Source organism: Microcoleus sp. K4-B3 (assembly GCF_036704615.1).
Lineage (GTDB): Bacteria > Cyanobacteriota > Cyanobacteriia > Cyanobacteriales > Microcoleaceae > Microcoleus.
In genome coordinates, this window is sequence record NZ_JAUBSF010000096.1 from 1 (window position 1) to 24793 (window position 24793).

A 24793-nucleotide genomic window follows, 5' to 3' on the forward strand; every position below is an offset into this window, starting at 1 on the left:
TGATTTTAAATCACCCTAACCTTCCTTCAGTCTTGTCTTATGGTACTCTGGCTGCTTAAAAACTGTCCGGAGTATTGTAATAAAAAAGTAGGGACGTGGCAACAGTGCTGCGTCCCTACTTTTTAAAGACACGGCATTGCCGTGTCCCTAATTTTTAAACAAGTCTTAAAGCTGAGGAACGTATTGTTCTTTTTCAGGAACAAAAGTGTACTCAGAGACGATTAGGCGCAACTCTTCGCCGTCGATGGTTTCTTTTTCGATCAACAAATCGACTAAGCGATCGACCACGGTGCGATTTTCGCGAATAATTCGGCGCGCGTCGTCGTAGCAGCGATCGACAATTTCCCGGACTTGTCCGTCAATCCGAGAGGCAATTTCTTCGGAATATTCCGATCGCGCTGTGTAGTCGCGGCCGAGGAAAATTTCGCTTTGCTGAGCTTCCAGGGCGATCGGGCCCAAGGTAGACATCCCGTAGCGAGTCACCATTTGGCGCGCCATACCGCTGACTTGCTGCAAGTCGTTCCCGGCACCGGTGGTTACTTCGGCATCGCCGAAAACTACTTCTTCGGCTGCGCGACCACCCAAAGCACCGCTAATCCGGGCTAAAATTTGCGATCGAGAAATCAAACCTTGGTCTTCGCTGGGCATGAACCAAGTCAAGCCGCGGGCCTGTCCGCGAGGAACTAAGGTAACTTTTTGAACTGGATCGTGGGCTTGAATGATTGTACCGACGATCGCGTGGCCGATTTCGTGGTAAGCAATCAAGCGCTTGCTCTTGCTGTCCACCAACGGAGTGCCTTCCATACCTGCTACCACGCGATCGACTGCATCGTCAACTTCGAGCATCGTAATCGCTTCTTTGCGGCGGCGGGCGGTTAAAATAGCAGCTTCGTTGAGCAAGTTAGCCAAATCAGCGCCCGTAAAACCCGGAGTCCGGCGGGCGATGGCGTCCAAAGAAATCTCTGCAGACAGCTTCTTGTTGCGCGCGTGAACTTCCAAAATTTCCAAGCGCCCTTTGATATCCGGCGTATCTACGCTAACTTGGCGGTCAAAACGTCCCGGACGCAGCAGCGCTGAGTCGAGCACGTCGGGGCGGTTGGTGGCAGCAATGATGATAATGCCAGTATTGCCCTCAAAACCGTCCATTTCGGTCAGCAACTGGTTCAGGGTTTGTTCCCGTTCGTCGTTACCGCCGCCGATACCAGCGCCGCGCTGGCGGCCCACTGCATCGATTTCGTCGATAAAGATGATGCAAGGAGCATTTTCTTTAGCTTTCTTGAACAAGTCGCGAACGCGGGAAGCGCCGACACCGACGAACATTTCGACAAATTCCGAACCCGAGATGCTGAAGAAAGGCACGCCGGCTTCGCCTGCGATCGCTTTTGCCAAGAGGGTTTTGCCGGTTCCGGGAGGGCCCACTAGCAGCACGCCTTTGGGAATTTTCGCCCCGACTGCGGTGAAGCGTTCGGGTTTTTTGAGGAATGTCACCACTTCTTGAAGTTCTTCTTTGGCTTCCTCAACGCCTGCTACGTCGTCGAACAGTACGCCTGTTTTAGCTTCCATTTGAAAGCGGGCTTTGGATTTGCCAAAATTCATGGCTTGGCCCGGGCCGCCGGGAACGTTGCCACCGCGGCGGAAGAGGAAAAACAGCCCTCCTACTAACAAGAGGGGAAATACTAGATTGCCTAAAAGTCCCCAGACAGCGCCGTCGTTGCGCAGAGGGTGAGTGTCGAAGCTGATTTTGGAGTCTCTGAGTCTAGAAACCAGTTCCGGGGCATTTGAGGGCAAGTCCACCCGCCACCGCTGCTCGTGATTGTCCAGTTCGGGATCGACTGCTAGGACAATAGCCGTCCGGCCTCCGTCGTAAAGGTCAACGCTGGTCACTCGACCGGCGTTTAAGTAATCTAAGAATCGACCGTAGCTGAGGCGGGTGCTGGCGGTGTTCTTGGTCATTTCTGCGGGGGATGGGGCAAAGGCCCCCTGCCACAAGAAAAAGCCGATGACTAAGGCGGGTAAAGTCCAAAGTAGTATAGTTCGCCAAGAAATTTTCATAAATGCGGGTGCCTTGAATTGGGGACAGATCGGGTAAGATCGCGGTGTCGGAGGAGTGCGACAAAAGTTTACACTCAGAATCTTAACTAAATTTAACTTAACAATGCACTCTCAGGCAACAGAGCTTAGACCACGATTGCTCCAGAAAAAGTTAGGTTAGTTACTGTAAGGGCGATCGTCCCGAATATAATGTTTGGTGCTGATTTCGATACCAATCTAGGTAGAGTTAGAAGAATCGCCGCAAAACCCACTGTCTTTCTGTCTTTAAGCGTGGCAGTGTCAAGGGATAAGGCATGATAATGGTGAGGCTCAGTGAGGTAACACATTTCAATGACAACTAGACAGCTTGTTCCTAATTCGGCTATGCTGACGCAGCAGACTAAGATCGCTTCTCACAAATCGATTATTAGTGCTGATTTGGGTCGGACGGCAACTAAAGCCTGCGTGAGTCGCAACCCCAGCAGCGTTGTTTTCATCCCTGCCAACGTGGCTGCTATGCCCGTTGAAAAGGTTCGTGGCGGCAGCTTTGAGTCGAAAGCAACAGACCCTCTGTTGGATATGTGGCTGGAGTACCAGGGCAAAGGGTACGCTATAGGCCAACTGGCTGCAGATTTTGGCGCTAATCTCGGCGGCGCCGACCAGTCGAAAGTAGTAGATGCTTTGGTTAAGGTTTTTTCCTGTGCTGGATATTTCCAGATGAAGGGCGAAATAGCAGTTGTGCTGGGTTTGCCGTTTTATTCGCAGGATCAGTTTGAGAAGGAAAAGGAAGAGATTATCAGCCAACTGCGCTCTCCCCACGTTGTGGTGTACAGGGGCGAGCGTGTGGATATTAACATCAGTCACGTTTGGGTGATGCCCGAAGGGTTCGGCAGCCTGATTTGGTGCGAGGCTCAAGACAACAAGGAGTTTACGCCGGAGTTGCCCGAACTGTCGGTGGCTGTTGTCGATATCGGACACCAAACTACCGATTTGTTAATGGTCGATCGTTTCCGGTTCGCCCGCGCGGCTTCTAAGAGCGATTCCTTCGCCATGAACAAATTCTACGAACAAGTTGCCTCAAAGATTCCGGGGGCAGACCCTCAATCTCTGTCTTTACTGGAAGCGGTGAATAAACCAGAAGGCCAGCGTTTCTACCGTCCGAGAGGAGCGACTAAGCCGACTAATTTAGATCCGATTATTAAGGATTTGCGGGAGGCTTTCGCTAACGAACTGTCCGAACGTTTGGTGCAGTGGCTGCCGGAACGTGTGACAGATGTGGTTCTGACTGGCGGTGGCGGCGAATTTTTCTGGGAGGTGCTGCAACCTTTGCTTAAAGACGCCAATCTTAAGGCTCACTTGGCTCAGCCTTCTCGGAAAGCAAATGCTTTGGGACAGTTTATTTATGCTGAGGCTCAGCTAGCCACGATAAAGTAACGGATTAAGGCTTGAACCCTATGGCACTGTGGGCAAAAAATAAGGCGAATTTCTCGGTGGCGTTTACTGAAGATGCTGCGGATCAAACTTTGCTGGCCGCTATTGAAAAAGAGTTGGCTTTCACGAAGTATCAGACTTTCAGCAATCTCTGCAAGCAAGCTTTGTGGCAGTTTTTGTCTGTATCTGAGTCTGCTAGCTCTACACAGAGCTTTCAACGGTTGGAACAGCGTATTGCTGAACTTGTGGTCAAATTTGCTGAGTTTGAACACAATGTTTCTGCTGAGGAATTAAGCCGTTTGGAGGGACTGGAACATCACCTGAGTCAACTCAGCGCGCAGTTGGATCAGTTGCAGGGGAGTGTTAACAGTAAGTTTGCTCAAGTTTCTTTTGCCCAAGTTTCAAAAGTAGTAGAGCCTGGCTCGATTGAGTCTGAGTCTATGGCGGATGATAATGTAGTGTCAGATGCTGAGGTTGCTCCTGCTCGGAATTCCGATCCTTTGTTGGAGCGTTTAAGTTCTTTGTTACCCCAAGATTTCTAGAATGAGGTAGACCCAGGCTAAAAAGCCTTGAGATGTAATGTTAGTGGCCCGCTGTTGGCAGCCGGTACTGAATAAAGAAATAAAACGATCGCTCTTTTAAAAAAAAGGGCGATCGTTTTGTTATGGAAGAATGAAGTTCGGCAACTGATTCGCTTTCTTCGGATGTAACGGAGGTCAGCATTCAGAAGGCTTTAGTTATCTAGCGTCGTGAAGTCAGAAGCAATATAAGAGTTCATGTTCCGGCAATTAAGAACCTCCTAACCGTCGGGCGCGGTTGCTATATTAGTCATCCGCCATTAATCATTAGTCTCGATATTATTCCATCAATCCTAATTTTTGTAATCGCGAACGAATGGCACCAGGCTGTCGCTGAAATCTCTGAACTAATTCGCCAATTTGTTGACCGCTAGCATATTCTTTCTTCAAATTTTCGTCTTCACCCTGACTCCACTTGACATAAGCTCTGGGATATTTCTGGCGAATTTTCTCATTCTGGGTTTTAGGTCGATAGGCCTTCTTTCGATCGGCATTCAAACCCGAACCAAACTCTGGGTTAATTTCCCCCCCGCGACTAGCTAGCGCCTCTTGCACGCGGTTGGGAATCACAGCAATTTCTTCTGATAGCTCAGCCAAAGCATTGTCTACTTTTTGCTGAAGTTCTGTTAGCTGCCGCTGCTGCAAACTGCCCCACTGCGGCAGTTCGTTGATAAACTGCTGCAAGTCCAGAATTATTGTTGTCAAAGTTTCGACTTGTTGCAACTCCGGCCGCTGTTTGAATTGGCGGCTGGTGAGTTCGATCTCGCTTTGAATCATTTTAATAGTTTTTTCTAAAATTATTAATCGCTGGCGCAGGTTCTCAATTGCTGAAATGAGAGAGTGCGCATTTTCTCCCTGCCCAACATTGAGATTTTCGCGAGATGTTTTAGAAAGAGCTTCATCTAAAGCATTTAGAGCAAGTTGCAATTGCTCGATCGCGCGATCGGTAGTAGCTCCTTGTTGATTTACGCGATCGAACGTTGCCGCCGTACTTGCTTTAACTTGCCCGTGCAACTTCTGCCGGTTCACAAAATTTAACACCAGCGAAATCACTACAGGCACTTGAGCATAAACGCTCTGCCCCCAAACCAAACTAACAGCCAATCCCACAGCAGAGGCAGCAAGAAAAACCACTTCAGCAGTTTCTAACAAATTGCTCGACTTGGGATTTTGGATTTTGGTTTGTGAATTGGATGATGACATAGGCTAATACCATGTTAGATTTTAGATTTTAGATTTTAGATCGGGAATGACTGATGAAGCTCGTATTTTGGATCGCGAGCCTAATAATTGCATTCTTTTTTTTAACTGGTGCAAGGATGGGGTAAAAATAAAGTGCGATCGCACGCAGACCCAGAATTGATCAGTGGTGAAAAACAGATTAAGTTTTTTATTGACCGCCATCTAATTAAATATATTAAATCTGCAAAATTAGTCGAGCTAAAGTGAAATAAATCAAGACCCCGAGGACATCAACTGCGGTGGTAATAAAAGGAGCAGACATTAAAGCGGGGTCTAAACCCAAAGAACGAAATAGAAACGGCAGAGCTGAACCGGCAATAGAAGCTAAAATTGCGATCGCAAACAAACTCACTCCCACCGCGAGTGCCACTGCTAAACTCCCTTGCAGAGTATAAGCCCAGCCCGTCGCTACAGTCCCCAATATAGCTCCTAGCAGCGCTCCCGCCATCCCCTCGCGAACAATTACTTGAAACGGGCCCATTGCTGTAATTTCATCAGTGTTCAAACCGCGAATTACAACAGTTGAGGACTGAGCTCCGACATTGCCTCCAGTGCCAGTCAGCAGCGGAATAAAGGCTGCTAGAGCAACTACTTGGTGCAAAATATCTTCTTGAGCTCTAATAATTGCGCCGGTGACAGTATTAGTTAAAAGCAGAACAAACAGCCACACGACCCTTTTCCGGGCAACGGTGATTAAATCGGTCTGAAAATAATTGTCGCCGCCGGACTGGACGCCGCCCAAGGTATAAATATCTTTGGCGGCTTCTTGTTCTAAAATGTCGATCGCGTCGTCAACTGTAATGATCCCCACCAGCCGCTGTTCGCGGTCTACAACGGGCACAGCTAAAAAATCGTAACGCTGGATCAGCCTAGCTACTTCTTCTTGATCCGTTCCTGTTTGAACAGACACTACGTCGCGGGTCATAATTTCGCCGACTGTTTTGTCGAGGGGGGAAGTGACTAAATCCCGCAGGGATAAAATACCGGTCAAGCTGCGTCCGGCGTCGGTAACGTAAAGAGAATAAATTGTTTCGGTAGTTTTAGCCAAAGAGCGAATTCGGTCTAAAGCTTGGGCGACGGTAAAGCTTTCTTTTAGAGAAATGTATTCCGGGGTCATAATCCGACCGGCGGTACTGGCTTCGTAACCCAAAAGTTGAGCCGTGGCTTCGCGTTCCGTTGGGCTCAATTCACCTAAGAGGCGACGGACTAATATTGCCGGCAGTTCGTCAAACAGTTTAGCTCGATCGTCCGGGGACATTTTGTCTACAATATCAATGACTTCTTGGCGCTTGAATTTTTCGCAGAGGGACTGCTGAACGCTGGAGTCGAGATATTCGTAAACTGCGATGGCTTCGTCTTTGGAAAGCAAGCGGAAAGCTATTACTTGCATGGTTTCTGGCAGGCCTTCGATAGCTTCAGCTATGTCTGCTTCCTGCACCGGGTGCAAAATCGCTTTTGCTCCTTTAAAGTCTCCTTCTTCCAACAGGGCCCTTAACTGCGATCGAACTAATTCCCGCAGTTCCTTTCGCGCGTAGGTTGGTAGAGAAGACGATTGATAACTTTTTTCTGTCACTGATGACCCTCCTAAACCTGTGCTGCGCGCCTTCCTGAATCCAGTTTAGAGCCTATTGACGCCACTGGTTGCAGTTATACGATTTATACGGGCGGGGTTAGCAACCCAGTTTCTTCGTGGAGGCTTCACCACCCAAACCAAGATGTATTCTCGAAACCGGTTTTTTTGGTATGGTGTTTTTTATATTGATTTACTTAAACCAACAATTGATATTTTTCTTGTGCCAAACGGTAAAGTGGCCGCCACACCAAACGGTTAGTCAATACAACCAACAACGACATCACAGAAGTAGCAGCCAACAGCAAGGGAAAATTCCCAGATGCCGTAGCCTGAGAAATAGTTTCTCCCAAACCCTCTGTAGTAACAATTTGACCTTTAAACTGCACGTATTCGCTGACAATACTGGCATTCCAAGCTCCGCCAACGGCCGTAATAATTCCTGTGATTAAGTAGGGAAAAATTCCCGGTAAAATTAAACTTTTCCAGCGCTGAATCAGGGATAGTTTGTAAACTTGTGCAGCTTCAAATAACTCCGAAGGTATGGCTTGAGCGCCAGCAATAACATTAAACAGCAAATACCACATTGTACCCAACATCATCAGCGCCACAGAACCAATTTGCAAGCCGCCTCCAGCGTGAATTAAAGCTAGTAGCAATACGGGAAATAAAGCGGTTGCCGGTACAGAAGCTGCTATTTGTACTAATGGCTGCAAAATTTGAGCTAAACGCGGATTTCGACCGATCGCCACTCCGACCGGCACTGTCCACAACAGCGATAAAAATAGCGCGCAAATGACTCGCAAAGCCGTGAAAAATGCACCTGTCATGACTTTTTGCCACTCAGACAAATTCAGCAACCGCAGCAGCAGCACCGCTTCCCAAGTTCCCCAAAGCACAATGACGGCAAACCCGCTGACAAATATCCAATTTATCCAATTTCCGATGCGGCTTTTTTGTCTGGGATTTGTTGGTAAATTAGCAGGTGCAAAAGCTTTTGCCAAACCGCGATCGAAACTGTCTCCAATCGGCGAAATGCGGGACTTCAATACCCGCAGCGTCGCCGATCGCCTCAAAAAATCCAATAAGTTTGACTGCGGTACATTGGTAGCTTCCACGGCTTGATATTTAAACTTTTCCACCCAAGCAATCAAAGGCTGCCATATCAAAAAGTCTACGGCTATAATAACACCAATTAATACTGCTAAACCCCAGCCGATCGCCCCAAAATTACCTTCATTGGCTGCCTTGCCCAAATAGGAACCGAGTCCGGGCAAATTAAAGTTTTTGTCACCCAAGGTAAAAGATTCGATCGCCATCAAAAAGAACCAGCCGCCCGCTACTGACATGACGCTGTTCCACACCAGCCCGATCGCACCAGCGGGCAATTCTAACGTCCAGAACTGCTGCCAAGCATTGAGCCGATAAACTTCAGCAGCTTCCTTAAGTTCTCGCGGAATGCCGGAAAGCGACTGATAGAAACTAAAGGTCATATTCCAAGTCATCCCAGTAAATATTAAGATAATCGATGCGAGTTCTACGCCGATTCTTTGACCTGGAAATAAAGTAACTAGCGCTAAAACAACTCCCGGCAAAAAAGATAAAACTGGAATCGACTGCAAAATGTCTAACAAAGGAATTAAAATTTTTGCTGCGAGGGGAAAGCGGTAAGCAGAATAAGCATAAACTAGGGTAAACAGCAGGGATAAAAAATAGGCTGCTGCCATGCGTAAAAGACTTTGGGCTGTATATGCTGGCAAGACATTTAGCGTAGTCTCAATTTGAAAATTTGGGTTGTAGTCACTGCTGAATTGAGAAGCTGTTTGGACAATGACCAAAATTAGAGAGAAGATTGCTAGAATCAGCAAGCCGTCTTGCCAAGTCCAAGCTGACCTTTCTAAAGTTTTATTGGCGGGTGTTAGAGGTCTTGTCATAATAATTAGTTATTGCGAATGGGGCATCGGGCATCGGGCATTGGTTATTGATTATTGGTTATTAGTTATTGATTATTAGTTATTGGTTATTGGTTATTGGTTATTGGAGGCAGAGCCTCCGGGTATGTATTCCCAGGCAGAGCCTGGGAACAAGGCTAAGATACCAATAAATAACAAATAACAACCAACAACTAACAAAGAACTACTCAGCTTTATCTTCTGATTCTAAGAAGATTTCGCCGCCCGGTTCATCGTAACTGTATAACTCTGCATAGCGACCCCAGTCAATAGCAGTTTTCAGTTGCCGCATTGCTTCTTTGGGGCTAAAGTGGGCTTCTAGAATATCCAAAATTAACTCTTCAGAAATGCGGTGATTGCGCTTGGCCTGAAGCATTCGAGAAATTTGCTGTACGAGGCGAATATTGCTGAGAATTTGGGTGCGAACAATTTGTTTGCGCTGGTCAATGCCGCCGGCAATGAACTGAATGCCAACTGGTGTTAAAAGGAGGTCGCCTTCTTGAATTACCAGAAATTCCATTAATTTTGCTGCTTCCACGATCGGCAAAATGTCGTCAACCTCTAACATTAATTCTTGACCGAGGCGGTAGAGGTCTTTTTCCTTGCGGTCTTCCAAGAGTTCCAACAGACCTGCGATCGCACCGATTCGCACCTGCGGCAGAGATTGGTATTTAGCGCTTTGGGGGGGTTGAGTTTGAGACACAGCAGCGGCACTTTCAGCAGGTGCTGTCACTGTTTCGCAGCTCAATTCGGGATTGGTGAGAATTTTGTAAACTTGGTCTACGAGAGCTTGGAATTCCGCAGTTTTGCGATCGCGGTAGTGCGGCAAAGTCACTGTCAATTCGGCGCGAATTCGCCCCGGATTGCGACCCAAGACTACAACTCGATCGGCTAAAATTACCGCTTCCTCAATCCCGTGAGTTACGATTAAAACAGCTTTAGTCGGAATCTTCTTTTCTAGCCACAAATCTAATAACTCAAACCGCAAGTTTTCTGCCGTCAGCACGTCTAAAGCTGAAAATGGTTCATCCATGCAAAGCAATTCGGGTTCCACCGCCAAAGCTCTAGCAAATCCCACCCGCTGTCGCATTCCGCCGGAAAGTTCTTTCGGATAAGCATTTTCAAATCCGTCTAAACCAATAATGTCAATCATACGCAAGGCTTTTTGCCTGCGCGTTTCTGCCACTTCTCCTTTAGCTTTTAAGCCTAATTCTACATTTTCTAGTACCGTCAGCCAAGGATAAAGGGCAAAGTTTTGAAATACAATTGCCACCCCAGGATTTAAGCCGACTAAAGGACGATTGTGGTAAAGAACTTGACCGCCGCTGGGCGGGATAAGTCCGGCAATCATCCGCATTAATGTTGATTTACCCGAACCGGAAGGCCCGAGCAAAGCTACTATTTCGCCCGATCGCAGCTCTAAATTAATTGGCTCTAAAATAGAGATTTTTTGACCGTTGGGCTGCTGGTAAGCTTTGCTAACGCCTTCTAAGGTGATGAGGCACTCTGTTGCTGTTTTAACTATCACAACTCAACCTCCTATGTTTTGTTTAATTTTAGCTATTAGTCATTAATCATTAATCGTCAGTCAGCCGTCAAAAACTTTGGTAAACTGACAACGGATAACGGCTAATTGATACCAGTTTCGTAAAATAATGCAACGGCAGGCAAGCCCCAAACCATGATGCAGTCAGTCATTCTCAATCGAAAATCAAAAATCGAAAATGGTATGACTGCCGAGTATTCGGCCAATTTTCTGTGACAAACGATCGCTTTTTCACCAGGAACAAGACGGCAATAGCAGCGAGTTGGAGCGCAACTGAAAATACAACCAGCCAAGTAATTGAGCGATCGTACAAAATTCCCATCGCCAAACTGCCCAGAAACCATGATAAGCCATAGCCTGTGTTAAATATCCCATAGGCGGAACCTATTTTGTCGGCAGGCACGAATCCAGCTACGGCGGCTTTCAAAATCGATTCCTCGGCTCCCATACCTATACCCCATAAAGTCATTTCTAGCAATGCCCCCTGCCCGTTTCCGAAGAATACCAATGGGGCAAACAGTGAAAAAAAAATCACTGCAAACATCAGGGCCGAGATGCCGATGCGATCGAACTTGCCGCCCAAAAATCAGGGCTGCGATCGCATCAATTCCCATCGCCCAAGCGTAAAATAGCGGCATCTGGCTGTCAAATGCGATCGCGCTCCTGTGGAAGTCAGTCGATTTAAGATGTGAGACTTCGGTGTGAGCGCTCAGTCGAACGATTTTAGATTTGAGATTTACTCCACAGATGAATCTGGGAGTTTGAACAAAAGTCTAAAATTTTGATCTCTCCACAACAGGAGTACGTGGCACGGTATCCGTTTTTGGGCGGGCTTAAAGGTAATGAAGGGAAAATCCCCATAGCCAGCCCCAATCAGCCCTAAAGCATCTAAATAAACCCAAAACAGCCCCGGCAACCCTTCCCCTTTGGGTAGTCCTGCATAGTCAGGATTACCTGTTATAATTTACTTATTAAATCTGCCTTAACTTTTAGCTTATGAAATGTCCCAGGTGCAATTCTCAATATATTGTGAAAAATGGTCACACTCACACTGGTAAACAAAACTTTAAATGTCGAGATTGTGACAGACAATTTGTCATGGCTCCCAGACATCAGCCGGTGGAGGAAGAAACAAGAGAATTGATAGATAGACTTTTATTAGAAAAGATATCTCTGGCTGGGATAGAAGCGGGCGACGGGGGTTTAACCAAGGTGGCTACAATACTATGTTAATAAAAAATTAGGAGCCGTCAAAAGACAAGTGGAAGTGAAATCAAAAAAAAGGGGTCAGCTAACAATTCAATGCGATGAAATGCGGTCATTCATTTGTAGGAAATAAGGGTAATAAGCAGTGGATTTGGTTAGCAATTGATGTCTTGACTAAAGAAATTGTAGGAGTATATATTTGCCAAAGAGATAAAGATGGTGATCGAGGGCTTTGGAATTCACTGCCGGCAGTATATCGTCAATGTGCTGTCAGTTATACAGACTTTTGTCCTTTCTTATGGAATAGTTTTTCCGAAAAAAAGACAGAGAGCAGTAGGAAAGGATAGTGGTCAGACAAACTATATAGAAAGATTTAATAATACCCTGAGACAAAGAATATCTAGATTGGCAAGAAAAACCCTTTCATTTTCTAAAAAACTCTCCAATCATATTGGAGCTATTGGGTATTTTATTCATAGCTATAACGCCAATTTATCTATTAAATAAAACCCTTAATTATCCTGACTATGCAGGACTACCCCATTGGTAACAAGTTAAAATGAAGTAGATTTTGTCAATACCCCTTTGTGTAGAAATATAATTGAATAATAATGATAATCAAACAAGGGGTAAAGGTGGGAGAGTCCGGCGACGGCGGACTCTCCCACCGGCAGCGATTATTATTATTAATAAGTTGTTCGCTCGCTCTAGTTGCGGGTGATCTATAATAGTTGCGGGCGATCGATAATAGTTGCGGGCGATCGATAATAGTTGCGGGCGTTGGTATTATCAACTGATAGAATTGACAAATAATTGAGCGATTGTGTAGGTCAGCAAATATGGCCTGCACGTCAAAAAACCAACCGTGACCACGCCAAAAAAACTCACAGGCCAATGGTGGAAGAAGAGGTAATCGCCTCGCAACTATCTGCCTTACTAACGCCGGCCATCACCTCACAAGAAAATTACTACCGTCAACTGGGTTTATTCGCTTAGAATTCTCAACTTACCGTTGATGGTAGCAGCAGTATTAACCTTGCTGTGGCGAGACGCGGCCTTTGTGACAGAACTCACAAGAATGCTAGCAAGAAAAGGTTTTTTGTGGTGCCGACCTACGACAGTTACTCAACAAGCAATGTCTCAAAGGTTTTTAAGTTTTCCTGCTTGCTTATTTGAGGGAGTATTCAAAAATTTATTACCAAGTTTAAGAACTGCTTGGTACAAGAGAAACCAACGACCTCTACCAGAAAGCATTTAATTTGCCTTGAGCAAATTTTCGAGAATTTGGATAGTAGAGAGCTGCGACGCTCGAAGCATTGTTTTGCAAGCTCAAAAGTCTGAAAGATATACCGCGAGGGCAGTTGGGAGGAAAAATGGCAACAGTCATAGATTTAATGACCAGGCTACCTGTTGAAGTTTGGTTTCTGGAAAATCAAGCGAGCTTATGATGTGAAGCTGGAAGAAAATATCCTGCAATTGGTGCCAACTCAAACCTTACTCTTACTGGATAGAGGATTTTATCATTTTAGCTTTTGGTTCAAATTAATTGAACGAGATATCCACTTAATTACTCGCTTAAAAAAAGGAGCATCAATTAAATTAGAACAAGTATTTACCAAGAGTTACGACCTGCGAGATAGTCGGATTCGTCTGGGGTCAGGAACTGCAAAAACTCCATTTATCACCTTACGTCTGATTGAAGTTCGTTCAGGTAAGATTTGGCATACTTATTTGACAAGCGTACTAGATCCTCATGTATTACCTCCCTACGTCGTGGCAGATTTATATCGCAGGCGCTGGAGGATTGAAGATGCTTTTAATACCGTCAAAAGACTCTTGGGCTTAAGTTATTTGTGGACGGGTTCTCGATGGCGGCATTCAGCTTCAAATTTGGGGGACTTGGATATTTTATGCGCTCTTGGTCGATTTAGGTGATGCCGTTGCTGACCAACTCTCTTTACCAATAGATTCGATTTCATTAGAAATGATTTACCGGGGTCTTTACCATTTTTATGTAGCTCATCAACAAGGTAAGGCAACTGACCCTCCAAAGTATTTCGCCGCGCCAGAAAACCAAGATTTAGGTATTGTTAAATCTCAACGAAAGCCCAATGTTAAGTTAATTGTTGCACCTTTCCCCGAGCGACAGCGAGGCCGGGAGCAATTTTTCTGTGATACCTCTTCTGAAATCCCCTTGACAACTGGCATACAAGCTTAACTTGTTACGAATGGGACTACCCAAAAAGAAGTGTTTCTCTGCCAACTGTTCTCACACGAGAGGAATTTCTAGCAATTATTAATCATTTATCGGGGTCATGTCAACTATCTAATCGTAAAATTACTTTCACGATTAGATAGTTGACATGACCCCGACGGATAGTATGCGATCGCTCAAGATTGTGGCATTTATTGGCACGAAACCGATGACTAATTACAAATATTTCTGCAATAGCAAACCCATTTTTTCCTTAGTGCCCGCCGGCACTTTGTCCAGCCGAGTCAGAATTGCATATTTCAAAGCAGAATGCGACTCGGAAACGGGGGGATTTTTTGTTAACCTCCGGACTGTTTCTTGAATGGCTTTTTGGGCATTTGCTGCATTGCGGTGCAAGTTGGCAACTACCATTTCTACAGTTACGCTGTCGTGATCTTCGTGCCAGCAGTCGTAGTCTGTGACTAATGCTAAAGTTGCGTAGGCAATTTCTGCTTCTCTGGCTAATTTTGCTTCGGGCAAATTTGTCATCCCGATGACTGTCGCCCCCCAACTGCGGTACAGGTGGGATTCTGCTTTTGTGGAAAATGCGGGGCCTTCCATGCAGACGTAGGTGCCGCCCCGGTGGAGGGTAACGTCGGGGAGGTTCAAGGATTCGATCGCACTTGCCAATACTTTAGCCAATTCGCCGCAAACCGGATCGCCAAATGTGATGTGAGCAACAATTCCTTCTCCAAAAAAGGTAGAAACTCGATTTTTTGTACGATCGATAAACTGATCCGGCACTACCATATCTAAAGGTTTCGCCTCTGCTTTCAGAGAACCAACCGCCGACGCTGAGATTAAATACTCCACTCCCAAACTCTTCATGGCATAAATATTTGCCCGGTAAGGCACTTCTGAGGGCAAAAAAGTGTGGTTGCGGCCGTGTCTAGCCAGAAATGCTACGGGCGTACCGTCCAAAGTTCCCACAATTGCGGCATCCGATGGCGCTCCAAAAGGTGTATCAATTTTTACCTCTTCAACATCCTTGAGGGCCTCCATTTTATACAAACCGCTGCCGCCGATAATTCCGATTTTTGCTTGTGCCATTTTTACCATCTTCCTGAGTTTTACAAGAGTGATTCTATCGGGCCACCGTTAAGTTGGCGTAAAGATAATTGAAGATTTCGTGACAAAAGTCACCCAACATACACTATATTGTCACAAAAAGTATGTGATATTAATCACAGTATGACTTCACGAAATCTTTAAAAATAAAGGTACACAGTTCTGTTATCTACTTGTAGCGTGTTAAGACCATGACAGTCAGTTCTGCTAACCTCCCCACAATCTCGATCGAGGTGATCGTCCAGCGCATCTTTGCTTTTCGCCAAATTACCCCCCTTGACAGACGACTGCTGAAGTCAGCAGTCCTCGACGGGATCGACCAAAACGATCATGTTCACATCAACCGAGTGTGTCAGGGTATCCAAAACGGATTGATTTTAGTTGTAGAATAAATTTGCAGCACGATCTCTTGCTAGCTCCAGAAGCTGTTTTAAAAGTTGTGTTTGAGTCTGTCTCTTCTGGAACTGAGTTCGGGCTGTATTTTACTATTTTGCGGCGCGCTATTGAGCAACATCACAAATAATATTATTTACATCTTATCGATCAAAATTCAGCAGCCAAAAGCCTGTATAAGTCATGCCACTATCATCGGGCTGCACTAACAAAAAATGTAATCCTTTACTTAATTGCTTGCGCTGTTGGTAAATTTTGGCCGCTGCTTTCACCTCGCTATCTTCAAAAGTAGCCACAATCCACCTATCTACTAACCCAGCTTCCAATATCAATCCGTCGGGTTCTCCAGCGATATAATTCAAAGCAAAAGGTTTGGCATCCTGAAGCCATCTAGCCAACCGCATAGACTGGCGTCCGCCGTCAATCACAACTCCCGGTACGGGTACTGTTGACGCCAAGCCCAAATTCAGCGGTAACAGCAATTCTGGCATTTCCAAAATTGGCAGGGGACGCCCTTGGAAAGCATCTTCAATGTCGCCGGCGGGTAGGGAAGCAAAACGCCAGCCATCGCCCCAGAGGTTTTCGGATAAGGGTACGGGCGGCGGCGAGTCGAGGGCGATCGCACTGTAAGTTTCACCTGTATAATTAGGCATACTCGAATATTCTTTTGCGCGTTGTTGCAGCAGGAATTTCAGAGGGGCAGTGCGCCGAGTCGCTTCTACCTTGACGCCCAAAACTTTGCCCGCAGCTTCGATTAAGCCCAGAGACTGAGGTCTAAATACTTGAATCAAGTCGGGCAAATTTTGGGTTTGAGCTTGCTGCTGCAACTGCGAGGCTAGCCAATTAGAATTTGCGGCCCCCTGGCGACAAATAGCGCTAAATTGAAAACTTCCTTCCGAGTCGCAAATTAAGAGTTCCCACAGTGGTTTGCCAGTTTCGTCTTGGACAGGGCGGCGGTAGAAATCAGCTTGCCAAATACGCATAAATAATTAAAAATTAAAATCTACAACTCGATCATTTTAATATAGCTTGGGGGCACAGCGATACAATACCGATTTCCTGAGAAAAAACTTCTAGCAATATATTTTACCTTCATAGTTGAGTTTTATTTCTACTAACACCAGTTAAAAAGAATGCAACTGTAGATCCGTGAACCCAACCATGATTGTCATCAGTCATGCCCAATTTTATAATCTAAAATCTAAAACTTAAAATGGTATAAAGGCTCGGTTGGCTTTCCTCCCTTAGCAATTAGCCATTCCCAAAATTATTTAAGATGGCGAACCAAATACATATCTAAGTCGCCCTTATTTTTAGCATAAATTTTTCCTCGGTATTCGCATTCAAAAAAATCTCGAACTAATTCAAACGTGTCTTGAGAGATATTGATATTTCCAGCTACGCCGGAAGATTCCATCCGAGATGCAGTATTAACTGTATCTCCCCAGACATCATAGGCAAACTTTTTATTGCCAATTACCCCAGCAAGTATTGGACCTGAATGAATGCCAATGCGGATATCCCAATAAGTAATATTTTGTTGAGCTTTCTGCATTTTTCGCAAATCCATGAACTGTCGAATTTCTAGGGCAGCAAGTACAGCGTCAAAGGCGTGTGTTGGGCGATGCGTAGGAATTCCCGCAGCACACATATAGCTGTCGCCAATAGTCTTCAGTTTTTCCATAGAGTATTTATCCATCACGCGATCGAAATAAGAAAAACAGTAGTCTAGTTCGTCAACTAACTCTCGCGGCGTCATGTTTTCAGATAAGTGAGTAAAGTCTTGAAAGTCAGTAAATAAAACAGATACGCAATCATAATAAAGTGGTTCCACTTTGCCGTTATTTTTGAGTTCCTCGGCAATTTCAACCGGGAGCACGTTCAACAGTAGCTGGTCAGATTTGTGCTTTTCGGTATCGAGCTCGGAATACAGGCTATTTATCTCTTTAAAGCGCTCAGCATTGCGGATGGCTGAGGATAGTTGCAAAGCCAAAAGATAGCCAATCCGCAAGTCTTCTAGAGTGTAAGCTCGCGGCTTGGTTGTGGCAAAATTAATTGTCCCTAAAACCTGACCTTCGCTTTCCAAGGGAATGATAATTTGCGAAGCGTAGGGGGATAAAATAGCAGTAGCACCCGCTTCTTGAATTAATTGAGGTTGACGTGTTTTGAAAGCCTTGTTAATAGGGCCGCCCTGTGGGAGGGCTGCAATATCTATAGGGATATGCGGGCCAAATAAGGTTGTGCAAGCGTTAGTGCTGTGCAGGCAAACGCTACAGTGTTCAAAGTCGAGCAGCCATTTGGCTTGCTTGCCTACTACCCGCAAAATCTCGTTGAGATCTAGGGTGCGGTTAATGGCTGTGGCAACTTCGTTGACGGCGGAAATGCGGATGGAAAGCGCTTGAGCTTCTGCTAACAAACGGCGGGCTGTCAACAGAAGTTCTTCTCGATCTAGATCTTCTAGCCGCTCGCCCATAGTAGGGGTATAAAATATAGATTACAAAGCATCTATTTCAAGCGCAATGGCATCTGTATATCGGTTGACACAGCTAAACAAGTCTGCTGTCGCAATAATTTCAAATATTTCAGAATCATCTAGCCCTAAATCCCGCAGGTTTTGGTAATCAGATTCTGTCATTTCCAGGGGTTTTGTAGCAGCCAGCAAGCCAAAGGTAATTACGGCTTTATCGCGTTTTGGCAAAGGGCAGTTGGCAAAGTCAGAAACTAGGGTTCGCAGGATTTCTTCGCTCATCCCCAACGCTGACAATCCGTGCAGGTGAACTTGGAGAGCGTACTCGCTATTATTTGATTGGGAAATAGCGACGCCGACCATTTCTTTAAGGGTGCGGGGTAAGTCTCCTTGCAGGATGGTTCCCCGGAATTTTTTCCAATTTGCTTCTAATATGTTAGGGTTGATTGCCATTGACTTGAACAGGTTGGGGACGATGCCAAACCCCAAGTCTGTCAAGATTTCTTCGTACACTGCTTTGGCTTTAGGATCTGTAAGTTTCTCGTATTCTGTCAGTGGAAAGTGTGTCATTGTTTTGTTAAATTTGACGGCAGTTAATTTTGATTTGGATTTATACATTTTTGATGTAACGCCACTCAAAGGGTGACGTTACGAGCTATCTTGGCTTTAGTCGGAGTGATGATGAAATGCACCGCTGTCAGCAAACCGCGAATCGTGATAATAAGATAGCAACAAATCTGATGCTTGAGGCTGGATTAAATCTGCAATTATAGCAGTAACCGGAGCCAATAAAATTCTGTTGCGATCGGGCCCTGCTGCTAATCTTAGATTCCCCAATGGCTGCTGTCAAGTCTCGGCAATTCATCTGGTGTAGCGCGAAATCCCACCAAAACTCTTGAATTTGATAATACTGCCTGTTCGCGAATTTTCAGGCAAAAAACACTGTTCGCTCGATCGATCGGACTCCACAAATGCCCTGAATCTTATGCTCCGGCGCGCGTACAGGGGAAGAAACAAAACGCTGTGCGATCGAGTTTATTGAATTAGTCAGACGCTCGATAGACAACCCATGCCCCAGCCAAGCTACGCTAACGCCTGCGACTGGAGTTATTATAGATAAACTGTAAACTTCTATCATTGTCGCTGCATTTGCTATGAACCCTGCCCTAACTCAATTTGGCGCTCAGATGTCCCACCTCACGGGAGTTCGGGCAATTATGAAAGATATTATTGAAACTCTCAGAGCCGGCAGCGGGCAGCAGTTTATCAATTTGAGCGCCGGAAATCCGGTGATTTTGCCGGAAGTCGAGCAGTTGTGGCGCGACTGCACTGCGGAACTTTTGGCGAGTCCGGAATACGGCGAGGTGGTTTGTCGCTACGGTTCCAGTCAAGGTTATCAGCCGTTTATCGATGCGGTACTGGCGGATTTTAACCAGCGTTACGGACTGAATTTGACCGATCGCAATATCTTAATTACTCCCGGTAGTCAATCGATCTACTTCTACGCAGCCAACGCTTTCGGCGGCTACACCGCACCCCCCCCATCCCCCCCTTACCAAGGGGGGGCAACGGCCAATCAATCCCCCCCTTACGAAGGGGGGGCTAGGGGGGGTAGCCTTAAAAATATTGTTTTACCGCTGAGTCCAGACTACACGGGTTACGGCGGCGTTAGCTTGATTCCCGAAGCGGTAGTCGCCTGCAAACCCACCCTCGATATTGATGCGGGTGCTCACAGGTTCAAATACCGCCCGGATTTCAGCCAACTGTCGATCGACCAAACCACCGGTTGCGTCATTTTTTCCCGTCCCTGCAACCCCACCGGCAACGTTCTCACCGACGACGAAGTTAAGAAAATTGCCGATTTAGCGGCCGCTTTCGACGTGCCGGTGTTCGTTGATTCCGCCTACGGCCCTCCCTTTCCGTCCTTGAATTTTACTGAAATGACGCCGATTTTTGGCGGCAATATTGTGCACTGCATGAGTTTGTCGAAAGCCGGATTACCGGGAGAAAGAATCGGAATTGCGATCGGCGATGAAAAAATCATTCAAATATTAGAATCTTTTCAGACTAATATGTGCATTCATTCGCCGAGATACGGACAGGCGATCGCAACTCGGGCTATTGCTTCCGGCGCTCTTGCCGACATCTCCATCAACGTAATTCGGCCGTACTATCAAAGTAAATTTGCGATCGTAGAAAGCACTCTAGAACAAGCAATGCCGAATGATTTGCCGTGGTTCTTGCACCGGGGTGAAGGAGCTATTTTCGCGTGGTTGTGGCTGAAAGATTTGCCAATGACTGATTGGGAACTGTATCAAGAGTTGAAGAAAGTCGGCGTCATTGTCGTGCCGGGAAGTTCTTTCTTCCCCGGTTTGCGGGAAGATTGGCAGCACAAGCACGAGTGTTTACGCATCAGTTTGACTGCAACAGATGATGAGATTGAAACTGCAATGAAACGCTTGGCTCAAATGGTAGAAAAGCTTTATCAGTCAGCAGTAAGTAGTTAGTGTTATTGGTTGGTTGTTAGTTGTTATATCAAGTCCGGTTGCACCGGAATTAATATAACCCGAAATCAGGACACGGCAGTGCCGTGTCCCTACAATAAATCACGGTAGGGAAACGGCACTGCCGTGTCCTCTATATCATTCCGGCGCAGCCGGAATTGATATCAGTTGACTGTTAACTGTTGACGGTTGACTGTTGACTGTTAACGGTTGACTGTTGTCATTACCAATGCCCCATTCCCAATTCCCTATTACCAATGCCCCATTCCCCAATTCCCAATTACCCATTCCCAACCACGCGATAAACAAAACTCAGAGTTGCCCAAACACTCACATCCAAAGCCAAATCATCCGTCGATATCCCCACTTTCTGCACGCCTGGAATGCTAGCCGCGTGCAAATCTTCGAGCACAGCCCGCGCCACATTTAAAGGATTCAACAACACTCGAATTGGCAGGGCATCCCTGGTTTGCTGCATTTCCATTGCAGCCAGAGTTCGATCGAACGAATTCTCACTAAATATAATTAGAGTTTCCGCAAGTCCGATCGGTCCAGATACCGCCCACCCGATCGCCCCAGCCGCCGGCACGGTCAAATTCTCCCCAGGAGCGATCGCCCGCGACATTCCCCCCACAGCATCTTTGCCCTCAGCGCCGAGCACGGACAGCCGTCCCGCGCTGTCCGAGCAAAACACCGCAAAGTAAACCGGGCGATCGCCTTCGTTATACAACCTGTAGCGAATTCGGCTGCCCTCTGGCAAACTTAGTATATGAGCGCTTGCCGATTTCTCACTTTCCCCGCTCAGCGGTTCCAGCCGATAATCACCGCCGGCCCGCACCGGCTCTCGCTGCGCCACAGCCCGCGCTTGCGGTGCGAGAGTTGCCAGAACCGCCCGCACTTTCAGGCGCGAAGACCCCTCATTTGTAGTCAGCCGCAGCAACTTCCCCGCCTGCAGTGCTTTCAACTGCGGAGTCAAGCGCTGCACCGCCACCTTGACTGCTTCTCCCCCGTCGCCCTCAGTATCGGGAATCAGCATTTGAGCCAAAGAAAACAAACCGTAACGGCTTTGAGACAAAGCAGGCTCGTGAGGCGAGACTGTTTCGGCTAAAGTCGTTTCCGGGACTCTGCCGAACCGACAGTCAGCCGGTTGCTCGCTCCCTACCGCCACAACTTGTGGCACAGTCGCGAAAGCACTGGTAGCGTCCACGCGCTCGATGCGTTCCAAACCCGAGTCCAAAGCTACTGTCAAACCGATGTTTCGCGGCAATACCCGAATTTCTTCCCTCACAAGTTCGCCGACTGTTAATTGGCCGTCTGTTCGTGAGGGCTTGTCTAAAACTTGGGCTTTAGCAGAAAGGCCCGTGCGTCCCCGCAGCAAAAGCCTCGCGCCCTCCGAGGAATCCACAGCAAACACAGAACCCCCGCAGCACTCCAAAACTCCGGGCGACAACCCGCCCAGCCACAACTGCACAGTTTTGCCGCCGTCTTCCACCGCCGTCACAGCGCCGTCAGATGCAGGGGAATTCAACATTAAATTTGAAAAATTCACCGTCGGCGCGGCTGTTAAATCCTGAGGGCGAATTTGCGGTTGCTGCGATAACCCCGTCATTTGCTCGACTGTACCCGCAGCGCGGCTGAAACTGACGCTGAAGCTGGTAGCGGGAGTTGCCCACCACAAAGTTTGGGTGAGGGCGTAGGTAAACAAACCTGCGGTAAATCCGTTCCACTCTTGTTCGGCGGCGAGTTGGGAATTCGCGCCCGCAGCAAGTACGGCGGCTGCCGGACGGAGATTTGGGCTGGATTTGAGGCCTTCGGCGAACGTTAATTCTGCGAGGCTTGGCTCGCCGACGGTGGGGCGGGGACGGGAGCGAATGCGAAAGTTGCCGTTTTTGCGGAAACCCGGATAGGTGTAGCTGGTGTCGAGGATGGCGATCGCATTTTCTGTCGCGAGCGATCGCACCAACAGCAGCAGCGTTTCCTCTAAAATATCGTTCACCGCCCGGTTTGCTAACAGTGGCAAAACATCATCCGCCGGCACCAAACTGTTTTGCATTATTCCGGGAGACTCAGCCAAACTGACTCGACTACCGCAGCCGCTAAAGTGAAAAACTACCACGTCACCGGGTTTTGCTTGTTGAGTCAAGTGAGTCACAAAAGCCGTCTCGATATTGTCCCTGGTAGCTTGAGCGTCAGTCAAAGTCAAAATGTCAGACGGCACAAACCCAAACCGATATATCAGCAGTTCCCGCTGCAATTCCACATCCGTGAGGCAGCCGCGCAGGGGCGAGTCTGGATATTTGTCAACGCCAACCAACAAAGCCAATTTCCTGGCTGTCGGCTGGGCTAAGGCTTGGAGGTAGCGATCGCCCAACCGCAGCCACAAGGTCTCGCTGATTCCGATGGCGGCTAGCACTCGGCCAGCTTGCTGCAAAAATTCCCGCCGCTTCAGTCCCATTTTTAAATAGCTTTTAATTTTAAGTTTTGAATTTTAAGTTTAATTCCCCTCAATAATTTGAGCGAAATTAATTAGATTGTAAATGTTTAGTATTAAGAGAGTTTTTAAGTTTTAACTTTTGAGCTTTAAGTTTAAAATTTCCACTTTAAAACTCAAAACTCAAAATTAAAAACTATTCAAAATACCGCCAACACCAAGGTTCAAGACTTAAATCTCGTAACTGAAAATATTCATTGCCTTGGCCAATTCGGCGGCGACTTCCGGCCGAGAAAACTGCGGCGGTGGCAATTTTCCAGCGCGCAGCATTTCCCGCACTTTGGTTCCCGACAGATGCACCCGCTGTTCGGGAGTGCTGGGACTTGTTTTAGTTGTAGCCATTTGTTCCGTCAGCGTGCAATAGAAAGCGTGCTCGAATTTCATCGGCACAATTCCCAATTCTCCCGGCTCAAATTCGTCAAAAATGTATTGGGCATCGTAAGTGCCGTAATAATCGCCAACTCCAGCGTGATCGCGCCCCACGATAAAGTGAGTGCAGCCGTAGTTTTTGCGGATTAAAGCATGAAAAATTGCTTCTCGCGGTCCGGCGTAGCGCATCGCCGCCGGATTAATTGCCAAAATTACGCGATCTTTTGGATAGTATTTTTCTAGGAGAATTTCGTAGCAGCGCATCCGCACGTCAGCGGGGATGTCGTCATCTTTTGTCGTCCCCACTAGCGGGTGCAGGAACAAGCCGTCTACTGTTTCTAAGGCGCATTTTTGGATGTATTCGTGTGCCCGGTGGATGGGGTTTCGGGTTTGGAAACCGACTATGGTTTTCCATCCTTTTTCTTTGAACAGCATTCTCGATTTCGCCGGGTCAATTTGGTATTCGGGAAACCGGGCGTCTAGTTCGCGTTCCAGCAGCAAAACATCGCCTGCGAGGTTAACGGGCCCGGATTTGTCTACTACTTGGACGCCCGGGTGTTTGAGGTCGTCGGTGCGGTAGACGTTGAGGGCTTCTTCTTCTTTGCTGTAGCGGTATTTTTCTGCGAGTTCCAAGATGCCTAAAAATTCGCCCGCCGGTGAGTCGAGGCGCACTAAAGTGCCTTCTGTGAGGGTGTCTGCGACTGCTTCTGTTACCGAGAGGGTGATGGGAACCGACCAAGGGAGGCCGTTGGAGAGGCGCATTTGTTTGACGACCGATCGATAATCCGCTTCGTTCATGAACCCCTTGAGGGGACTCAGGGCGCCGATCGCGATCATTTGCAGGTCGGAGATCGATCGGTCCGAAAGCTGAACTCGCGGCAATACTTCTGCTTTGTCGAAAAATTCTTGTCTTTGGTCTAATGTGGCAATGCGGTTGACCAGGATGCCGCCGTGAGGGGCAATGCGGTCTGAATGCTGGCTCATGTCGATTTGAAGTTGTGGGTTTTAGCTGCCAGAGTACATAGTACCAAGTGCGGGCTGTAAATCTACATTTTTTAATTGTTCTGGACTTGTGCAGAACGCTGCTTTTGTGGCGCTGTAATTCTTTAACAGTCAACTAGCGCACTCAACACTCTAAACTTTTCGGTCAAGTTTGCACTTGAAATTCTTCGGGATCTATTCCCCAATTTACCCAGCTAATCGCTTCTTTAGCCGATCGCACTTCCGGCGGCACTCGCAAAACGTGAACGTGTCCCGTACTCGGACAAGTCATCTTTAACAAATAAATTGGCTCTAAGTCAATATTATTATCAATTTTCAACAAAGTATATTCTTGCCAAGTATCCAATTCGGTTGCTTGCAATTCTTGACAAATTCTCGGATAGCCGATCGCCTGAATCAAAACTCGCCGCACTTCGGCATTATCTTCTGTTAACAGCCATGAAGCTTGCCAAGACTGAGGCGGAACTTGACCGATTGTTTCCGGCAGTCGCACGCCGCGATAACAGTATACGCTGAACTTGTCAGCAAATTCAACCGCTGGTTGACCTTCTGCGTGGAGCAAATATTCGCTGTCAAAATGAAGTTGTCGCGGGCGATCGCACACAAAGCAGATTGGGAGTATGTCACTTTTGTAGTGAGTAATTATACTCAGGCAGCTTGTCTCTGATTTCCAATTAACCCGTTCAAGT

At 46.9% G+C, this 24793-nt stretch carries 19 protein-coding genes and 2 pseudogenes; 6 read left to right on the forward strand and 15 right to left on the reverse strand.

Annotated features, from left to right (window positions below; genetic code table 11):
* Positions 1 to 165 precede the first annotated feature (165 nt).
* The gene (gene ftsH2, locus QUA78_RS27200) at positions 166 to 2052 is read right to left on the reverse strand and encodes an ATP-dependent zinc metalloprotease FtsH2 (RefSeq protein ID WP_333306696.1); all 1887 of its coding nucleotides are present in this window, start codon (positions 2050 to 2052) and stop codon (positions 166 to 168) included.
* 330 nt (positions 2053 to 2382) lie between these two features.
* Here ftsH2 and QUA78_RS27205 point away from each other — a divergent pair, with 330 nt between their 5' ends.
* Together QUA78_RS27205 and QUA78_RS27210 are read left to right on the forward strand one after the other, a co-directional pair.
* Positions 2383 to 3465: a ParM/StbA family protein gene (locus QUA78_RS27205; protein ID WP_172185049.1), complete on the forward strand. Its 1083-nt coding sequence runs from the start codon at positions 2383 to 2385 to the stop codon at positions 3463 to 3465.
* A gap of 20 nt (positions 3466 to 3485) precedes the next feature.
* Positions 3486 to 4004 (forward strand): hypothetical protein, encoded by a 519-nt coding sequence (locus tag QUA78_RS27210; RefSeq protein WP_333306694.1) that lies wholly within the window; start codon positions 3486 to 3488, stop codon positions 4002 to 4004.
* A 315-nt stretch (positions 4005 to 4319) separates the two neighbouring features.
* Here the strand turns inward: QUA78_RS27210 and QUA78_RS27215 are convergent, their stop codons facing one another.
* From QUA78_RS27215 to QUA78_RS27235, 5 genes are all read right to left on the reverse strand, one after another.
* Positions 4320 to 5243, reverse strand: a complete 924-nt coding sequence (locus tag QUA78_RS27215) for a hypothetical protein (RefSeq protein WP_333306692.1) — start codon at positions 5241 to 5243, stop codon at positions 4320 to 4322.
* A gap of 214 nt (positions 5244 to 5457) precedes the next feature.
* Positions 5458 to 6855: a magnesium transporter gene (gene mgtE / locus QUA78_RS27220; protein WP_333399126.1), complete on the reverse strand. Its 1398-nt coding sequence runs from the start codon at positions 6853 to 6855 to the stop codon at positions 5458 to 5460.
* A 194-nt stretch (positions 6856 to 7049) separates the two neighbouring features.
* Positions 7050 to 8786, reverse strand: a complete 1737-nt coding sequence (locus tag QUA78_RS27225; RefSeq protein WP_333304264.1) for an ABC transporter permease subunit — start codon at positions 8784 to 8786, stop codon at positions 7050 to 7052.
* A 202-nt stretch (positions 8787 to 8988) separates the two neighbouring features.
* Positions 8989 to 10332 (reverse strand): nitrate/sulfonate/bicarbonate ABC transporter ATP-binding protein, encoded by a 1344-nt coding sequence (locus QUA78_RS27230; RefSeq protein ID WP_333304263.1) that lies wholly within the window; start codon positions 10330 to 10332, stop codon positions 8989 to 8991.
* Positions 10333 to 10504: 172 nt separating this feature from the next.
* On the reverse strand, positions 10505 to 10933 hold the full coding sequence (locus QUA78_RS27235) for an MFS transporter (RefSeq protein ID WP_333304262.1): 429 nt from the start codon (positions 10931 to 10933) through the stop codon (positions 10505 to 10507).
* Positions 10934 to 11346: 413 nt separating this feature from the next.
* On the opposite strand from QUA78_RS27235, the pseudogene QUA78_RS27240 reads away from it, so the two are divergent.
* Positions 11347 to 12063, forward strand: a pseudogene (locus tag QUA78_RS27240) (IS1 family transposase).
* Between the two features lie 387 nt (positions 12064 to 12450).
* Positions 12451 to 13774 (forward strand): annotated as a pseudogene (locus QUA78_RS27245) (IS4 family transposase).
* 213 nt (positions 13775 to 13987) lie between these two features.
* Here QUA78_RS27245 and QUA78_RS27250 read toward each other — a convergent pair.
* Positions 13988 to 14860, reverse strand: a complete 873-nt coding sequence (locus QUA78_RS27250; RefSeq protein ID WP_333304261.1) for an S-methyl-5'-thioadenosine phosphorylase — start codon at positions 14858 to 14860, stop codon at positions 13988 to 13990.
* A 209-nt stretch (positions 14861 to 15069) separates the two neighbouring features.
* On the opposite strand from QUA78_RS27250, the gene QUA78_RS27255 reads away from it, so the two are divergent.
* Entirely contained in the window at positions 15070 to 15270 is a 201-nt protein-coding gene (locus QUA78_RS27255) for a hypothetical protein (protein ID WP_333304260.1), read from the forward strand.
* A 144-nt stretch (positions 15271 to 15414) separates the two neighbouring features.
* Here the strand turns inward: QUA78_RS27255 and QUA78_RS27260 are convergent, their stop codons facing one another.
* The 4 genes from QUA78_RS27260 to QUA78_RS27275 all read right to left on the reverse strand — a co-directional run bounded on the left by QUA78_RS27260 (position 15415) and on the right by QUA78_RS27275 (position 18876).
* Positions 15415 to 16254 carry a Tab2/Atab2 family RNA-binding protein gene (locus tag QUA78_RS27260; RefSeq protein ID WP_333304259.1) on the reverse strand — a complete coding sequence of 280 codons (840 nt, stop codon included), beginning with the start codon at positions 16252 to 16254 and terminating at the stop codon, positions 15415 to 15417.
* A 284-nt stretch (positions 16255 to 16538) separates the two neighbouring features.
* Positions 16539 to 17744 carry an adenylate/guanylate cyclase domain-containing protein gene (locus QUA78_RS27265; RefSeq protein ID WP_333304258.1) on the reverse strand — a complete coding sequence of 402 codons (1206 nt, stop codon included), beginning with the start codon at positions 17742 to 17744 and terminating at the stop codon, positions 16539 to 16541.
* Between the two features lie 21 nt (positions 17745 to 17765).
* The gene (locus tag QUA78_RS27270; protein WP_333304257.1) at positions 17766 to 18308 is read right to left on the reverse strand and encodes a peroxidase-related enzyme; all 543 of its coding nucleotides are present in this window, start codon (positions 18306 to 18308) and stop codon (positions 17766 to 17768) included.
* Between the two features lie 358 nt (positions 18309 to 18666).
* Positions 18667 to 18876 (reverse strand): hypothetical protein, encoded by a 210-nt coding sequence (locus QUA78_RS27275; protein WP_333304255.1) that lies wholly within the window; start codon positions 18874 to 18876, stop codon positions 18667 to 18669.
* Between the two features lie 16 nt (positions 18877 to 18892).
* Between QUA78_RS27275 and QUA78_RS27280 the strand changes: the two genes are divergently transcribed.
* A complete protein-coding gene (locus tag QUA78_RS27280; RefSeq protein WP_333304254.1) occupies positions 18893 to 20245 on the forward strand; it encodes a valine--pyruvate transaminase in 1353 nt (450 codons plus the stop codon).
* Positions 20246 to 20380: 135 nt separating this feature from the next.
* Here the strand turns inward: QUA78_RS27280 and QUA78_RS27285 are convergent, their stop codons facing one another.
* The 4 genes from QUA78_RS27285 to QUA78_RS27300 form a co-directional block, all read right to left on the reverse strand.
* Complete coding sequence (locus QUA78_RS27285; RefSeq protein WP_333304253.1) at positions 20381 to 20530, reverse strand: hypothetical protein; 150 nt, start codon at positions 20528 to 20530, stop codon at positions 20381 to 20383.
* Entirely contained in the window at positions 20523 to 22697 is a 2175-nt protein-coding gene (locus QUA78_RS27290; protein ID WP_333304252.1) for a caspase family protein, read from the reverse strand. Before QUA78_RS27290 ends, QUA78_RS27285 begins: the two co-directional genes overlap by 8 nt.
* A gap of 207 nt (positions 22698 to 22904) precedes the next feature.
* Positions 22905 to 24086, reverse strand: coding sequence for a sulfate adenylyltransferase (gene sat / locus QUA78_RS27295; RefSeq protein ID WP_333304251.1), 1182 nt, complete (start codon positions 24084 to 24086; stop codon positions 22905 to 22907).
* 163 nt (positions 24087 to 24249) lie between these two features.
* Positions 24250 to 24793 (reverse strand): DUF6745 domain-containing protein (locus QUA78_RS27300; RefSeq protein ID WP_333304250.1); only part of this gene is annotated, 544 nt, incomplete at its 5' end.

Excerpts from the sequence above, each read along its gene's own strand:
- QUA78_RS27290 (WP_333304252.1), bottom strand. The coding sequence starts at position 22,697 with ATGGGACTGAAGCGGCGGGAATTTTTGCAGCAAGCTGGCCGAGTGCTA.
- QUA78_RS27210 (WP_333306694.1), top strand. The coding sequence starts at position 3,486 with ATGGCACTGTGGGCAAAAAATAAGGCGAATTTCTCGGTGGCGTTTACT.
- QUA78_RS27215 (WP_333306692.1), bottom strand. The coding sequence starts at position 5,243 with ATGTCATCATCCAATTCACAAACCAAAATCCAAAATCCCAAGTCGAGC.
- ftsH2 (WP_333306696.1), bottom strand. The coding sequence starts at position 2,052 with ATGAAAATTTCTTGGCGAACTATACTACTTTGGACTTTACCCGCCTTA.
- QUA78_RS27260 (WP_333304259.1), bottom strand. The coding sequence starts at position 16,254 with ATGCGTATTTGGCAAGCTGATTTCTACCGCCGCCCTGTCCAAGACGAA.
- QUA78_RS27270 (WP_333304257.1), bottom strand. The coding sequence starts at position 18,308 with ATGACACACTTTCCACTGACAGAATACGAGAAACTTACAGATCCTAAA.
- QUA78_RS27255 (WP_333304260.1), top strand. The coding sequence starts at position 15,070 with ATGACAGTCAGTTCTGCTAACCTCCCCACAATCTCGATCGAGGTGATC.
- sat (WP_333304251.1), bottom strand. The coding sequence starts at position 24,086 with ATGAGCCAGCATTCAGACCGCATTGCCCCTCACGGCGGCATCCTGGTC.
- QUA78_RS27250 (WP_333304261.1), bottom strand. The coding sequence starts at position 14,860 with ATGGCACAAGCAAAAATCGGAATTATCGGCGGCAGCGGTTTGTATAAA.
- QUA78_RS27280 (WP_333304254.1), top strand. The coding sequence starts at position 18,893 with ATGAACCCTGCCCTAACTCAATTTGGCGCTCAGATGTCCCACCTCACG.
- QUA78_RS27225 (WP_333304264.1), bottom strand. The coding sequence starts at position 8,786 with ATGACAAGACCTCTAACACCCGCCAATAAAACTTTAGAAAGGTCAGCT.
- QUA78_RS27265 (WP_333304258.1), bottom strand. The coding sequence starts at position 17,744 with ATGGGCGAGCGGCTAGAAGATCTAGATCGAGAAGAACTTCTGTTGACA.
- QUA78_RS27205 (WP_172185049.1), top strand. The coding sequence starts at position 2,383 with ATGACAACTAGACAGCTTGTTCCTAATTCGGCTATGCTGACGCAGCAG.
- QUA78_RS27275 (WP_333304255.1), bottom strand. The coding sequence starts at position 18,876 with ATGATAGAAGTTTACAGTTTATCTATAATAACTCCAGTCGCAGGCGTT.
- QUA78_RS27285 (WP_333304253.1), bottom strand. The coding sequence starts at position 20,530 with ATGGGTAATTGGGAATTGGGGAATGGGGCATTGGTAATAGGGAATTGG.